This is a genomic window from Phascolarctobacterium sp. Marseille-Q4147, from assembly GCF_017968825.1.
Classification (GTDB): Bacteria; Bacillota; Negativicutes; order Acidaminococcales; family Acidaminococcaceae; genus Phascolarctobacterium_A.
Window position 1 is genome coordinate 2,252,494 of record NZ_CP072874.1, and the last position, 14,264, is coordinate 2,266,757.

Here is a 14,264-nt window from a genome sequence, read left to right on the forward strand (position 1 = left end):
CATCCTTAGCACAACTTTTGTAGTATCTCCATCATAATCTGTCGTTTTTCCTGATCAGAAATAGATGTTCCCATAGATTCTACATCAGCTGTAATCATATTCATCAACAACTTAGCACGTTTGCTAAACTCAACTTTTTCAAAGCGTTTTGTCACAGCATTGCCTGTTTCGTCAATATATGAAAGCTCATAACTACTTGTTGTCGCAGTATTTTCTACAGCATCGTCAGTCTTGCTTGCAAACGCTTCTGCAGTAGCTTTATATTCTTTAAGAGCTTCCATAAATATTTTGATTGTATGATCATCCCAATCCTCAATACGCAAGCCTGTAGCTAACTTAGCAATTCGTACAATGGTAGCCTGATCATCATTAGTTACTGTTTTAAATAAAGCAAGGCATTTTTCTGTTCCGTTGCCGAACAGTTGCTCAAAAACTTTTTGATCTAACTGTTCGCACCAATCCTTAATTACAGATGCTAATGACATAGCTTTTAAACTAAGCTTATTCTCCTGTATAGCAAATATTTCTTTTAGCTGCTCTGCTAACATTACTTTAAGAACATCAATATAAGCATCAATATTCTTTTTATAAGCGGCTATGTCTTTACAAATATCGGAATTAAACTCCTTATAACCAAATACCTCAGGAATCTTTTCAAATAACAATTCTTGACTGCCATTCCCCTGTTTTAACTGCCTCAAAAATGCTATTTGCTTACTATCTATCTTTACACCATCAATTGTTTTCTTTGATTCCCTCGTATATTTTGGCAAACCTAAATACCAACGCTTCATGGCAGAAGCAACATAGCCATATGCATCATTCAACTTCTCAGTTTCAATAACATAGTCAGAAAATACAATTGCCAATTTCTCCACAAATAAAGCTTTATTGATATCCCAATCAAAGTACGAAATATAATAATTACCAGGATCTGAAAGCATCTGCTGCATTACATCCGCATTCAACGACACTTGTCCATAACTATCTTGGATGACAATTTGCTGTTTTAACTCATGGAATACTACAGCTACATAAATCGGAATAACACCATCTCTTAACCCGATATGATATTCTGCATCAGTTAATCTACGATAAATCTCTCTAAATGGTATCGGGCCTAAAGTTCTTGCCTCAAAAATAACAGCTTTTATTGTTGCCAAAACTTCTGCCATATGGATATCCTCAGGCTCCATATTAAGAACGGATGTACCCATAAAGCCTTCGCACAAAATACCCTTATTAAGTAATGTACTACGCATGATCGATACTTCCTGACCGCTACCGGAAAATCCTAAATTTTCCTCAATATCATTACGTAGTAATGCTGCTATAACTTTATCTCTGCTATTTTTAGCGATAGATGTAATATTTTTCTTGTTAATTGCCTCATTATTGATAACAGGAGTATTAGGAAAAATTCTATAACAAATATTTGACAACAATTCTGTAAGTACTGCTTTTCTTGTAATATGCTCTACATTACCATTATGTATATAAACAGATTTGTAATTATTAGGATGAGTATATGAATTTATAAAATCAAGAATTACATCACGTAAATCTTCATAGATAACCTCATATTCATCAAACAATATTGAATTACCCTCTGCAGCCTCTTTCAGCTTTGAAACAGCATAAAACTGCTGGGCAATCATTTTTATTTCCTGATATTTCTTAGGCAGAACAAATACGCACTGATCAATTCCCTTGCTAGTCTGCAAGACTATATCTTTTATAACATCTATAGATTTGTTTTCTTCGGGAATTATTGCATAAATTACACCATCTGCCTCGCTATTTTCACTCTTTACCTGCCAATCAATATTTTCCCGTACTTCACTAGCTTCGATAAATTCAAATGCAAAATAACGAATCATTTCTTTCTCGTCATTATAACGAGATGGATATACGTAATTATCAAAATTTGACTGATTTAAAATTTCTTTTGTAGAAACCCGGTTAGCATTAACAGCCATAAAATCATTAATCTTATCTTGAACATCGACACCAGAACTGCGTTTTAAGCGCAAAAAGCCATTGCTTTGCTTTTGATAGATTACAAGTTCTTTTTCCATCAAATTAGTCAAAGCATGGCTAACTTTTTCCTCACCAAATTCATTATTATAGATATTAAAAATTTCCGCCTTTGTTGGTTGCAATCTTTCAAACTGCTCCAAAATATAAATCAAAGAAATAGTTTTTACTATCTTGCATTCCAGCGAATTTTTTTCTAATGCATCTAAAATAGCTGTTGTAAGAATATATTTATCATGTAAATCCCCGGAATAAACCTCTTTTTTAAACAAAGGCTCAAAGTAATCATAAATATAATCCGGTGTTATTAACGCAAATTTACTCTGATCAACATTATCAAGATACGTAGCAAGTGTACTTACTCCTTTTGCAGACAAAAATGTAAAAAGAGTTCTTTCGTTTTGCGCTACACGTTCTGATAATCTTGGCAATACAAAAGTCGATATCGGGTGCAACGGATAACAATCGTAGATAGTTTTTCGAATCTCAATTTTATCCATATCCATAAAAATATTATGATTTTCATATACCTGAAATGTATTATCAAAATAACCTTTATTTTGCGCACAGAAAAGCTGCCACTGGTCTAATTTCTTGTTTATCACAGCGGCTATAATTTCATAAGTCTGCGTAAAATTATTATTAAGATGAATATGCGTAAATCTTTCAGATACGCCTCTCCAACCATCTACTTTTTGTTTAGGCAGCTTATCTATGTAATTGGCAATCTCTTTATGAGAGATAAGCATCAAATGCAATTGTAATTCCCCACTACGATTGCATTTTTCAGCAAAGTCCTGCAACATTTTGGTATCGCTTACAGATGCTTCAGAAATATTTGCTTCTAAAAATTTGCTAAACTCATCATAGACAACATAAATTCCTGTATATCCTCTGCTCTTAATACCTTTTACCGCAGCCTCATACAAGTCAATAACATCAAAGCCTAAAAACGGATTAAATTCACTTCCGGCAGTCAGAGAAGGATATATTTTCTCAAATTTTTCATATGCAATAATATTAAAGTCTTCTAATTCACTAATAAATTCAGCTATCGGAAGCTCTATCTTCTTTTGGAACTCCTTGTATGTTAAAGGATATTCAGTTTTCCATCTTTCGATTACACGGCAAGCAGCCTGGTAGTTCGTTTCCGGCATAACATCAAGCATATTGTTCATTGCCAATGTTCTCTGTAAAGCTAATAAAAATGCTTGCGGTATGCTCGTGTTACTGCCTGTAATTACTACCGGCAAAATCTTATTATTACTCTTGTAATAGTTCAAGACAGCCTGATATAGCTTATCATTTTCTTTAAGCTTGAGTAGTAACTTTTCAAAAAGAGACAAGTCCTTTTTCATTAACATGGCCAATATAGTCAATATAATATGTGACTTGCCTTTACCATAAGCACCAATTAAAACTCTCGCTCTATCCGTAGAATTAAGATTTGTACTTAAAATAATTTCTTCCAACAACTTTAATGCTGACTGGGTTGGTATAAAGTTTTTCAGTTTCTCGTCACTATTCAGGTCAAAACCAATATTAACTGAATATTGAAAACCTGTAGCGACTTCTATCATATTTCTCATTAGTCTTCACTCCCAGCCCAATCATTAATATTTGCATAATAACGCTCTACACATTCCATAAAATTACGCTGATTATGGAATTGAACCACATCCAAACCAGCTGTCCTAATAACCTTTATTTCTCCTAATTTTTCAATTGCTCTCAAAACATCAAGAAGTCCTAAAGAATCAAGGTTGAATACTTTACCAATGCTACATTCATCAACTAACAAACTATTTAAAGCTACTTCTTTTCTGCCCTTGCTTTGTTCAGAAATTACAGCAAGTGCAATCCATGGGTTAATTGTTTTACTGCCTGGCATTGCTTTTCTATAAGATTTTCTTGTAACAAGGTCTACTAATCCCAGTTCACCCAGAGGACAATCAATATTATTCTCTGCACTTACTTTTAAAGGATTAGATTTATACCTAGGCAAATATGTATTGATAATACAATTAAAATCATCCTCTAGGGATCTTACCGCATGTCCTTTATTATCTGCATCGTCTTTTTCCGCTATATATTTTTGCAATTGCAGAATAAAATCTTCTTTGCTGAATTCAGTCATATTGAAATGATTGAAGAAATAGTACCATGCAGTTGCGTTTTCTTGATTTGTAGCCAATTTATACTGCACCAGATACAATGTGCCAAGTTCCTCTAAATACCTGTCATGTTCATAGATGCAAGCACCTAAATCCGTTAAGTGCTGCTCTCTAACCTTCCCTTTTCCTTCTGCAGTAAGACCTGTTACTTGCAGCCAATAACGCAAGGACTTTACCATATTAGCTCCGATACCCAAAGCATCCATTGGATTATTTAGTTTATCTACAAAAACATTCGGTTTATTTATTACATTCTTCATTCCCTTGCTTAACCAGCCTTTTCTGATAAAGAATGTTTCATGGGCACGAAACTTCATTGACATTTAGATACTCCTATTTCTTGCTTAGTGTACGTAAATATTTTTCCATCATGCATCCACCATCAAGATACTTAGGCGTAACACACATTTTACAATGCACACATTTATCAGGATTGATATAATACTCATCACCTATAATGGAAATGGCGCCTGCTTTACATAATGATTCACATTTAAGACATTTACGACAAGCATTAAATTTTTTTATTTGATAGCTTACCATGCGTTGTAAATCGTCATGAGAAGCTACGTTCATTGTTCTTACTTTAACAGCGTAATCAAATTCACTATTACCAAAAGGCTGAATAGATAATATTGGTACATTAGTTCTAATATCTACAATTAAAACCTCATGTAATAACTTTTGCCCCAGTTCAGGAGCTACTCTACCAAAAGGAGTGAAGAGATTAACTAATTCATCATCAAACTGGCGAACTAATTTATATATTTTGGCATGTTCTTCGGACGTACAATTTGTAAATTTTATTTTAACATCATTTGCCGCAGGAAGACCATTACCGCCCTGTCTTGCTTTCCATTTGCCTGTATCAACATAAACTTCCGGATCCGGTTTCCCGATTTTTTTAGCAAACTCTATAAGAAAATCACGCCATTTCTTAGATTGTTCTGGCATATAAATTCTTGACAAAAATTGAGCGCGCTGATTGTTATTAGGACAGCACCAACAGCCTACTCGATCATAACCTAGTCTATAAGCATCATTAAAATCAATTTTTTCTGCTAACATATAAAGCCAAACGTCAATATCTCTCCAAAAGAATATTGGTGAAGCCACTGTTTGCTTTTGAATCTTTACAGATTCTGAATTACCTTCAACTCTATTATATTTACTACGGCTTACAGATTCCGCCTTTCTGATGCCATAAAAAGTCAATATCTGTTGATTACGATATAAGTTATTCAAAACACGCGTAATCGGACCTGTTTTAAACATAGAGCAGCACCAACGCATCATACGAGCCGGAGGACCTATATCTGAACATACATCATAAAAAATTTGCTCGCTATTTTTCGCTATTTGAAAAATAGCTTGCGGATTGTTTTCCCTATATCTATGTGCATACTCAATAGTCAAAGGAAATTCTAAAGTAGTATCGCCGAAAATATGCACTAAGCTGGGATTACTCAAAGCTTTAATAACTATATCTGCCGTCACAGTCGAATCTTTTCCGCCTGAAAAAGATAGCACTATTTGTTCTTCTTCAAACTTGCTTGCTGTATTCTTAATAAAAGAAAAAGCTTCATCCTTAAGCCAATTTAATCTATTTTTATTTGCTTGTACAAATTTCGTTATATACATATCAAAATACTGATATGTATTGCCTTCCTGATACTCAGCAAGTTTTTTTATCAAATCATCAGCATCAGCTGCTTGAAAAACTTTACTAGCAACAGGTATAGATTTGCCATCAACATAATATCGGCTGTTAGATGCCCACACTGATTTTTGTATCCATTCATACGGTTTTTTCCCGATTAAAAGCTCTACTAGTAATCTTTCTTCCGGAAACACCGGTCGTAAATCAGTAGATAAATGCTTCATTTTAGAATGACAAATTGGACAAATTTTGTAGTCTGACTGATTAACAGTTTGTTGAACAGGAATTTTGCATTCATGACACCACAAAACATCAGTTGGAACATCTTCTATTGTTTTTTGTTTACAAACAGGACATACATCATTATTTGTCTCTATTTGACAATTTATACACCACATATTAATCCTCGACAACAACCAAAAAGTATAGGTTTTTGTCATATTGCCAATGTGAGATAAAATCAAAAATACTTTATGCCTGATTGCGTGAATTTAGCTGATGTAGTAAAATATAAATAGGTTTATGCTTACTCAAAGCAAGTTAAAAACCTATACTTTTTTGCCATATCGAGGATTTTTAAATGATTAAAATAAACTGGTCCGTTGAAGAAGCTGTCGCCTTGTTCTATTTTTATTTCAATGGCTTAACTTCAAAAAATGATTTAAAAAAACTATCAGCTGCATACAAAAAAAGAGCAGTTATATTAGGTATTCAAACGGATGATAAATTCCGTAACATTAACGGTCTTTCTATGCAACTTGGTTGTATAACATATATAGTTACAGATGGTAAGCACGGCTTTTCTTCAGCAAGTAAGCTCTTTTATGAAACCTATCATCTATACAAGACATCGCCGGAAGTATTTAGTCGTATTTTTAAAGAATTTAACGATAAGTATATGTAAAAAGTATCAGCCAACCTAGTAGGTGACTGATACTTTTTTATATCTTATAATTCTTAGCTTTATACCTAAAACTAGATGTTGGCATACCGCATAATTCAGCTGCCTTTTTAGTTGAAATAAGTTTTTTGCTCCAAAGAGTAACAATAACATGGAAATTCTCCGGCAAAGGTTTAGGCGGACGCCCAAATTTTATTCCCTTAGCTTTTGCTGCAGCAATACCTTCTGCTTGTCTTTGATGTATAATTCTATACTCATTATCAGAACAATAGCTTAATAAACTTAATATTAAATCACTAATCAATGTTCCTAAAAGATTTTTCTCACGTCTTGTATCTAATAAAGGTACATCAATAACTACAATATCCGACCTTTTTTCCTTAGTTATTATACGCCATTGTTCACTTAATTCATGATAATTTCTTCCAAGTCTATCTAAAGATTTGATAACCAAAACACTTGATGCATCTAATTTTCTTAGAAGCTTTTTATACTGAGGACGATTAAAATCTTTTCCTGTCTGTTTATCAACATAAATATTTTTATCAAGCACTCCTATTGATTTTAATGCAATAATCTGCCTATCCTCCTTCTGTTGAAATGTGGACACTCTAGCATATCCATATAACTTTGGCTCATTAACGGCTTCTGTTTTCATAAAAACAATCACTTCTTTCATAAAATAGTCTCCTATGGTACAATCCCTTAGGAGACTATATACTATATTCAAATACAATTTATAGCAAGCAATAAAGTTTTGTATTCTTCCCCCGTCATGCGCTCCCACGCACGGCTTTTTTATATACAAAAAATCTGCGCAAGCACACAGCCTGCGCAGATTCGCCAAAACACGAAAGGTTAAACCTTAATTCACTCAGATACCTTATTTAACTTCAATAACGATTTCCTGACCATGCGGAATATTAGGATTCATAGCATCCTTCAGCTCCTCCGGAGTTACACCCAAATCCACATTATCCCTAACCTCTACCTGAAAATCAGTACCGGCCGGATAGTTGATATTGCTGCCCTTCATAAAAAGACCGCCAACCAGGCTGACCGCAGCAGCAACAGCAACAGCACCGCCATCTGTTTTGCCCTTGCCTTCGAGGCCTTTTCTCAACGGAACGCTTACATTGTTCAATGTCTTGATTTCCTTGCCTGCAATACGCAGTACACCCTTTCTGCCGAAGCCGCCTGCCTTTTGCACTTCATATACATAACCCATGCCGATAGTACCTTTAGGAATAACTACAACACCGTTGATTATCAGGTTTTCGGTAGTCTTGAACTCCACCTGCTGATTTTTCTTATGAGTTTTAGAGTTTGCAGGCTCGATAAGCTCAACGTTAAGCATAGTTTTTTTAGGGATATAAATATGTCCCGGCAAAACATTGGCAATTGTTACCTTTTGAGCAGCGGCCTGCTCCTCTTTTTTCTGCAGCACAAGTCTTTCCTTAAAAGTCAGCTTCGAAGGATCTGCCTCCTTAGCAGGCATTTCTTCTTCTGCAAACGGGTCGTACTTTTCATCCACATTTACATAGCTGCTTGACGGCGCAGCATAAGCCATCGGCAGGCTCAAGCCATTAGCCATCATAATTGCGCTGAGGATTGCTGCCGCAAATTTTCCTGTTGTTCTCATTTTCAAACACCTTCCCTTCAATAATTGGGATATCTTGAATACCATCACACCCGGCATTACAGATATCGGGGTAAAACAAAAGCCATTTTTGCGAACTTCTCGCGTTGCCGAAGCTTTTTGACTTCTGCTTTAATATAATCTTACCATATAAATTGGACAATATCTGTCTATCTTGACTTGCTTTTATAAAATTTTTATAAATTATTTTACGCAACATCACTTTCTTTTATCGAACTATTGTTTTTATTCTTTGCCTATGCTATAATTATCTTAGTTGCATGAGTAGCCGCAATTTTGCGGAGCTTATGCCTGGTCATGCGTACCAGTGGCGCCTGTCGAGCTTTCGGCAGGCGCCTTTTTTGTATACAAAAAAGCATCGTAAGCTACCTCAATAGCCTACGATGCTTTTGCTTTCAGCCTTATTTGCTGTGGTGGCAGTGACCGCTGGTCTCGCCATTCATGATTTTGCGGAAAACCTCATGCGCTTCGTCTGCGCTCTTGCCGCTTTCCAGTGCTTTTTTCATATGCACCATGGCAGTGCGATACTTAGCATGTGCTTCATCCTGCGGAATGGACTCAATGTCCATCGGGTTGAACTCCATTACCTTTTTGAAGATAGCATGGATTTCATCGCTGGATTTACCTGCCTTTTTAGCAGCCTCTACGTGCTTCATAGCGCTTTCATAACGATGCTTGCCGTGCGGATCAGTCGGAATTTCAAATTTCGGATGCATATTATTCACCTCGCTTCCTTTGATTACAACCATAATATACACTATATTGCCGCTATAAGGTCAAGTGCATATTTATATTTTTCTCACCTGAAACTAGCTCTCTTTTGCAGTCTGATGCAAGCGTTGGGTGATAATTTTGTTAAACTGCTGCTGCCAGGAGGCCAGCATAGAAGCCAAAGTGCCCTCATTTATAATCTCAGCTTCAACATTATATTGTTCTGCAATAGCCTGCAGCAGCTTCTGCCCTGCCAACTGCATTTCTTTAGCGCTGATAAGCTCCCACAAATGCTGGTCCAGCAGGTGCGCATAGAGCGAAGTATATACCAGCATTATATCTTCCTTAGCCAGCTTTTCGGCTGCCAGCAGATATTCCGGCTTTACTACCGCAGCATCCTGTACGCTGTATGCCTGCCACATATCGCCCGGCTTGATGTCAAAGCGTTTGAGGCGGCGGAACACGTCATGCTGTTTTGCGGGAGTGAGGCCGGATTGCTTGGCCAGCGCTTTTTTAACTGCGTTCTTCACGGTTTTGCCGATAAGCTCGCCCAACTTGGAGTGCTTGCCTGCTCCCTCCATGTACAGCTCGCTCGCACTGTTGGCGATGATAATTGTCTGGTCCGTGCCGGAACCTGTAGCAATACCGTTGGAATATTTGCTGCCCTCCAGCAGCTCTTGAATAGCGGCTGTCTTGGCCTCGGTACAGGTCACCAGAGCGCGCGCCATTACTCCTTCCGGCATATCGCAGTCCAACAGCAGCATAATGTTGATGGTGCCGTACTTCACCGGCTTGGGCTGCGGCTTGTAGTAATCCGCAGGGTCACCTGCGCGCCCGCCGTTTGTTTCAATGCCGCCGGTTACGATGGCTGTCACGGTAAGCTCCTTAAAGCTCATAGTTTCTACCACGGCGTTTTCCATGCTGGCCGCTGTGCCCATGCCGCTCACCTTGTCCGGGTCCAGCGCCAGGCGCTTGGATACAAGGCGCATGTGCTCCACATAGGTGTCCGCCAGCATTTCGCAGGGCATACCTGCTCCCTGCTTGGCATCATAATTATATACGGCGACGTAATCATCATGGTAGCCGCCGTTATAAAGCGATGTGCTTAAGATTTTACGTGCTCCTTCAAAAAAAATAACGATGCTTTTATCGTAAAAATAAACCTTATCTCCTGTCGACAAGGTACATAAATGTTCCGACATAATCAGCCTCCTTTGATTTTTATTGTTATTATAAGCTATATAGTAATAGTATGGTCAAGAGAATTACAGGTTAAATAAGAACAACAAAAAAACGCCGACGTCCGCAACCCTTCCGGGTTACAGCGTCGGCATTTTCATTTACGCCTTACAACGATTTTATTTTGCTTTCTTCAGGAATTTTTCATACATTGCATGGTCTTCAGCCATCATCTTATCAGCATCGGCACCGATAATGCAGGTCGGGTCGATACCCTGTTTCATGAAATAATCCTTGAATTCCTTGGATTCGCAAACCTTTTTAGCAGCAGCGCGCAGAGCTTCCAGCTTTTCTTTCGGAGTATCTTTAGGAGCAACCAGAGCTGCCCAAGCGCGAACAGTCATGTTGTGGCCCAGCTCTTTGAAGGTCGGAACATCCGGATAGATTACGCTGCGGGTATCAGCCATAACAGCCAGAATCTTCAGGTTGCCTGCGTCTACCTGGCTCTTGAAAACAGACGGGTCAGCCAAAGTTGCATCGATGTGCTTGCCTGCCAGAGCAGCAGCAATGTCAGCAGATCCTTTCGGATACGGTACATGCTTGAATTGTACGCCAAATTCTTCTTCAAAGGAAAGTGCGGCAATATGCCAGATAGCACCGATACCGGAGTTACCCATCTTCACCTTGCCGGGGTTTGCCTTAGCGAAGGCTACGAATTCGTCTACACTGTTATAAGGAGCATCCTTCGGCACAATCAAAGCTGCCGGAGCTGCAATCGGAGCGCAGATAGCAGCGTAATCCTTATAGGTGTTTTTGCATTTGCCCTGATGCGGGAACATAGCCAGCTCAACAGTAACCATGCCCAGAGTATGGCCATCGGGTTTAGCATTAGCAAGCTCTACCATGCCGGTTACACCGCCACCATCGGGTTTGTTTACGGGAACAAATTTGCTGCCCTTCAGCTCTTTTTCCATGAACTGGATCAGGCCTCTGGCAGAGATATCGGTACCGCCGCCCGGAGCCTTAGGAATAATTACGGAAATATCTCCGTCTGCAGGATAAGCTGCTTTTTTGCTGTCGCCGCCGCAGCCGGTAAGCATAACAGCCATGGTCAGCATAGCCATCAGCACAACTAAAATTTTCTTCATTGTCTTACATCTCCTTATATTTTAAATTTAAAGGGTAACAAGTTCATCCGCGCTCAGCCTTACACAAGCAATATTGCAACGCTTATAGGTATAGGTAATCACAAGGCCCTCGCCATCGACAATAATTGCCGGATAGGAAAATTCCGCAGGCTCTGTTTCCAGGTCAAACAGCTTTTGCCAGCTCGCACCCTCATCTGTTGATTTGAACAGGCTTAAGGGAGAACGCTGCCCCCAGTTGGCAGCAACAGGATTGCACACCAGATAGAGTACACCGCCGGCAGTCCGCACCAAGTCAAGACCGCTGTTATTGTTCGGCAGACTCAAAGCGTAGGCACTGCACCAGGTTTCGCCGTCATCCGCAGAATCGCTGCGATAGACAAAGCCCTCGCTGCTGCGCAGCAGCATATGCACGCTGCCGTCCGCACTCTGCCACAGGCTCGGCTGGATTACGCCGCGTCCGTAAAAGGACTGCTGGCTTACAGCAATATTACTGTCGGCAGTCTTTTCGCCTGCCTGATACTGCAATCCCTCAATCTGCACTGCAGAGGATTTATGCCAGCTTGCGCCGTCATCATCACTGATATCTGCAAAGGCCTTCCAGATACCATGTTCGGTAGAAGCACCGGCAAGAATACGTCCGCTCGCCAAGCGCAAAGGCTTATTGCGTACAGGTCCGCGCCCGCCGCTCACATCACCCGGCACCAGCTCCTGCGGTCCGCTCCAGGTTTCGCCATTATCCGTCGACTGCAGCAGCCACGTCTGCCAATCGGCAATCTGCTGGCCCTGCTTGTAAAACAGCAGCAATCTTCCGTCCGCGCCCGCAAAAAGCACCGGATTCCAGTTCGCCGCCGCCCCGTTCACCAACAGCTTTGGCTCACTCCAGCCTGCATCCGTGCGTCTGCTGAAGTAGATACCCACGTCGCTTTCGCCCTCATGCGTACCGCCGAACCAGCAGCACAGCAGGCTGCCGTCAGGAAGCACCAGTACTGTTGAAGCATGGCAGAAGGCCGTCGGCAAACAGCGCATAATCAATTCCTTTTGCATTATATCAATCACATCCAAAAAAGTCGCATAATTCTATAACATAAATATTGTAACACATATACAAAAAAGCGTAAACTTTTTTCTTCACATTTCTGACAAATTTTGTCCGTCGACACGTTGCCAACTAAGCCATCAACAGCGCTTTACAGAACGCAGACAGAAAAAACTGCGCAGGCTTTTTGCTTGCGCAGCTGCTTATTTATTCGACACACAGCTTTTCTACATTAGATATACAGCAGCAATATTGTCATGATGTACAAGCCAAATTAGAGCATTCCCTTAAGCTCCCCCGATTAAAATGTAAGCCTCATCTGGTGCCAGACAGCATTGCCATGCGTAGATTTCTCGGACACACCCTCATCGGTAAAACCGAATTTAGCATAATAATGAACAAGCCTATCCTTGCAGGTCAGCACCAGGCCCTTTCTCCCCTGCTTTCTGGCATCCTCAATCGCACGACATATCAGCTCGCCGGCATAGCCATGCTTGCGATAAGCAGGAATGGTATTGACACCGAAAATCATCTGCCACGCGCCGTTTTCATCGTGCAGCGTTGCCTTCTCGTACATTTCATCCGTCAAATCAGGCTCATCCGTTACAAAGCCATCCACAAAGGCAATCAGCTTTTCAGCCTCATACATAAGCCAGAAATGATTGCCGTAATATTTTACCCTGTCAATAAATTCCTTTTCCGTTGCTGCCTCAGCCGGCGGAAAACATTCTGCCTCCACTGCGGCAATGACAGCAATATCTTCCGTAGTTGCATATTTTATAATCATAAGCTCTTTCTCCTCAATAAATTTGCGTTTTTATGCACATACGCACAGTTTACGGCGCAATATCTTTTCACGTCTCAAACTTGTCCTCGTGCTTCTTAAAGAAATCGTAATAAACCCTGATGCCTTCCAGCTCCTGCCATTTCCTGACCTCCACCGGCCTGATATCCAAATCATAAATCTTCGTCTCCCGCATCGCAAGCACAAATGGCGAATGACTGGCGATAATAAACTGACAGTTGTAAAAGCGCACGGCCTCCTCCAGAAAATTCACCAGCTCCTGCTGCCTGAGTGGTGCCAGGCTGTTTTCCGGCTCGTCTAGCAAATACAGCGCATTTTCCGTAATGTTATCGAAAAAATAACGAATGGCACTTTCACCGTTAGACTTTTCTCTGATATTCAATCCGACATTTTTCTTAACATACATCGACAGCGTATTATTCCGCATCGCCACTAGCTTCTCCAGCTTTTCCAGATCATCGTTGCCGTGATAGCGGAAACGACCGTTATCCTGCTTCTTCAGCTCCAGATATTCGGCAATCAGCTGCTTGCGCCTGCTATCAATACCGCTGTTGATTATGCGCTTGTTCAGGACAAAATCAAACACATCATCGCTGGTGATAATCCTGCTGGCCTGCGGAACGCCCTCACCCTTTTCCTCATACGAGCAAAGATTTAAGTAATCGGGAAAAAAGGTCGATGTATTGTAAGGCGTGGTGCGCTCTACGCCCAGCTTTTGCGCAATAACGTTCAAAAGCGTGGTCTTGCCGGAGCCGTTGCTGCCGTATAAAATCGTCACCGGAGCAAATTCCAACGTTTCCAGCAAAACTCCCGAAGCAATCTTAAAGGGATAGATAGTGTTGTGCCATTTGCTCATCACATCATCTAAAACAGAACCTTCCTGACTTTCATCAGGAAAGCTAAAGCTTTTCAGATATATCATTTTTCTCACCTGTAATTATAGCACTAGCAAA

The 14,264-nt window shown here is 40.0% G+C and carries 12 protein-coding genes; 1 reads left to right on the plus strand and 11 read right to left on the minus strand.

Features of this window, described 5'->3' with window-relative positions:
• Window positions 1-5: 5 nt before the first annotated feature.
• The 3 genes from KAH19_RS10315 to KAH19_RS10325 are packed head-to-tail and all read right to left on the minus strand — an operon-like array spanning window position 6 to window position 6,269.
• Window positions 6-3,626, minus strand: a complete 3,621-nt coding sequence (locus KAH19_RS10315; protein WP_210684519.1) for a hypothetical protein — start codon at window positions 3,624-3,626, stop codon at window positions 6-8.
• The gene (locus tag KAH19_RS10320) at window positions 3,626-4,528 is read right to left on the minus strand and encodes a DUF4007 family protein (RefSeq protein ID WP_368501797.1); all 903 of its coding nucleotides are present in this window, start codon (window positions 4,526-4,528) and stop codon (window positions 3,626-3,628) included. The genes KAH19_RS10315 and KAH19_RS10320 overlap by 1 nt, the downstream gene beginning before the upstream one ends.
• 16 nt (window positions 4,529-4,544) lie before the next feature.
• A complete protein-coding gene (locus tag KAH19_RS10325) occupies window positions 4,545-6,269 on the minus strand; it encodes a phosphoadenosine phosphosulfate reductase family protein (RefSeq protein WP_210684521.1) in 1,725 nt (574 codons plus the stop codon).
• A 182-nt stretch (window positions 6,270-6,451) separates the two neighbouring features.
• Between KAH19_RS10325 and KAH19_RS10330 the strand changes: the two genes are divergently transcribed.
• On the plus strand, window positions 6,452-6,775 hold the full coding sequence (locus tag KAH19_RS10330) for a hypothetical protein (RefSeq protein WP_210684522.1): 324 nt from the start codon (window positions 6,452-6,454) through the stop codon (window positions 6,773-6,775).
• 37 nt (window positions 6,776-6,812) lie between these two features.
• Here the strand turns inward: KAH19_RS10330 and KAH19_RS10335 are convergent, their stop codons facing one another.
• The 8 genes from KAH19_RS10335 to KAH19_RS10370 form a co-directional block, all read right to left on the minus strand.
• The gene (locus KAH19_RS10335; RefSeq protein ID WP_246869366.1) at window positions 6,813-7,451 is read right to left on the minus strand and encodes a recombinase family protein; all 639 of its coding nucleotides are present in this window, start codon (window positions 7,449-7,451) and stop codon (window positions 6,813-6,815) included.
• 204 nt (window positions 7,452-7,655) lie between these two features.
• Entirely contained in the window at window positions 7,656-8,414 is a 759-nt protein-coding gene (locus KAH19_RS10340) for a hypothetical protein (protein ID WP_210684523.1), read from the minus strand.
• Window positions 8,415-8,833: 419 nt separating this feature from the next.
• Entirely contained in the window at window positions 8,834-9,148 is a 315-nt protein-coding gene (locus tag KAH19_RS10345) for a hypothetical protein (RefSeq protein WP_040565031.1), read from the minus strand.
• Window positions 9,149-9,241: 93 nt separating this feature from the next.
• Window positions 9,242-10,345: an adenosylcobinamide amidohydrolase gene (locus KAH19_RS10350; protein WP_210684524.1), complete on the minus strand. Its 1,104-nt coding sequence runs from the start codon at window positions 10,343-10,345 to the stop codon at window positions 9,242-9,244.
• 156 nt (window positions 10,346-10,501) lie between these two features.
• Window positions 10,502-11,470, minus strand: coding sequence for a tripartite tricarboxylate transporter substrate binding protein (locus KAH19_RS10355; RefSeq protein ID WP_021720217.1), 969 nt, complete (start codon window positions 11,468-11,470; stop codon window positions 10,502-10,504).
• 27 nt (window positions 11,471-11,497) lie between these two features.
• Complete coding sequence (locus KAH19_RS10360; RefSeq protein WP_210684525.1) at window positions 11,498-12,514, minus strand: exo-alpha-sialidase; 1,017 nt, start codon at window positions 12,512-12,514, stop codon at window positions 11,498-11,500.
• A gap of 293 nt (window positions 12,515-12,807) precedes the next feature.
• Window positions 12,808-13,293, minus strand: coding sequence for a GNAT family N-acetyltransferase (locus KAH19_RS10365; protein ID WP_210684526.1), 486 nt, complete (start codon window positions 13,291-13,293; stop codon window positions 12,808-12,810).
• Window positions 13,294-13,360: 67 nt separating this feature from the next.
• Window positions 13,361-14,233, minus strand: a complete 873-nt coding sequence (locus KAH19_RS10370) for an AAA family ATPase (RefSeq protein ID WP_210684527.1) — start codon at window positions 14,231-14,233, stop codon at window positions 13,361-13,363.
• Window positions 14,234-14,264 lie beyond the last annotated feature (31 nt).

What these genes read in the sequence shown, in the direction of transcription:
- KAH19_RS10315 (WP_210684519.1), bottom strand. Translation starts at nt 3,626, where the DNA reads ATGAGAAATATGATAGAAGTCGCTACAGGTTTTCAATATTCAGTTAAT.
- KAH19_RS10320 (WP_368501797.1), bottom strand. Translation starts at nt 4,528, where the DNA reads ATGAAGTTTCGTGCCCATGAAACATTCTTTATCAGAAAAGGCTGGTTA.
- KAH19_RS10325 (WP_210684521.1), bottom strand. Translation starts at nt 6,269, where the DNA reads ATGTGGTGTATAAATTGTCAAATAGAGACAAATAATGATGTATGTCCT.
- KAH19_RS10330 (WP_210684522.1), top strand. Translation starts at nt 6,452, where the DNA reads ATGATTAAAATAAACTGGTCCGTTGAAGAAGCTGTCGCCTTGTTCTAT.
- KAH19_RS10335 (WP_246869366.1), bottom strand. Translation starts at nt 7,451, where the DNA reads ATGAAAGAAGTGATTGTTTTTATGAAAACAGAAGCCGTTAATGAGCCA.
- KAH19_RS10340 (WP_210684523.1), bottom strand. Translation starts at nt 8,414, where the DNA reads ATGAGAACAACAGGAAAATTTGCGGCAGCAATCCTCAGCGCAATTATG.
- KAH19_RS10345 (WP_040565031.1), bottom strand. Translation starts at nt 9,148, where the DNA reads ATGCATCCGAAATTTGAAATTCCGACTGATCCGCACGGCAAGCATCGT.
- KAH19_RS10350 (WP_210684524.1), bottom strand. Translation starts at nt 10,345, where the DNA reads ATGTCGGAACATTTATGTACCTTGTCGACAGGAGATAAGGTTTATTTT.
- KAH19_RS10355 (WP_021720217.1), bottom strand. Translation starts at nt 11,470, where the DNA reads ATGAAGAAAATTTTAGTTGTGCTGATGGCTATGCTGACCATGGCTGTT.
- KAH19_RS10360 (WP_210684525.1), bottom strand. Translation starts at nt 12,514, where the DNA reads ATGCAAAAGGAATTGATTATGCGCTGTTTGCCGACGGCCTTCTGCCAT.
- KAH19_RS10365 (WP_210684526.1), bottom strand. Translation starts at nt 13,293, where the DNA reads ATGATTATAAAATATGCAACTACGGAAGATATTGCTGTCATTGCCGCA.
- KAH19_RS10370 (WP_210684527.1), bottom strand. Translation starts at nt 14,233, where the DNA reads ATGATATATCTGAAAAGCTTTAGCTTTCCTGATGAAAGTCAGGAAGGT.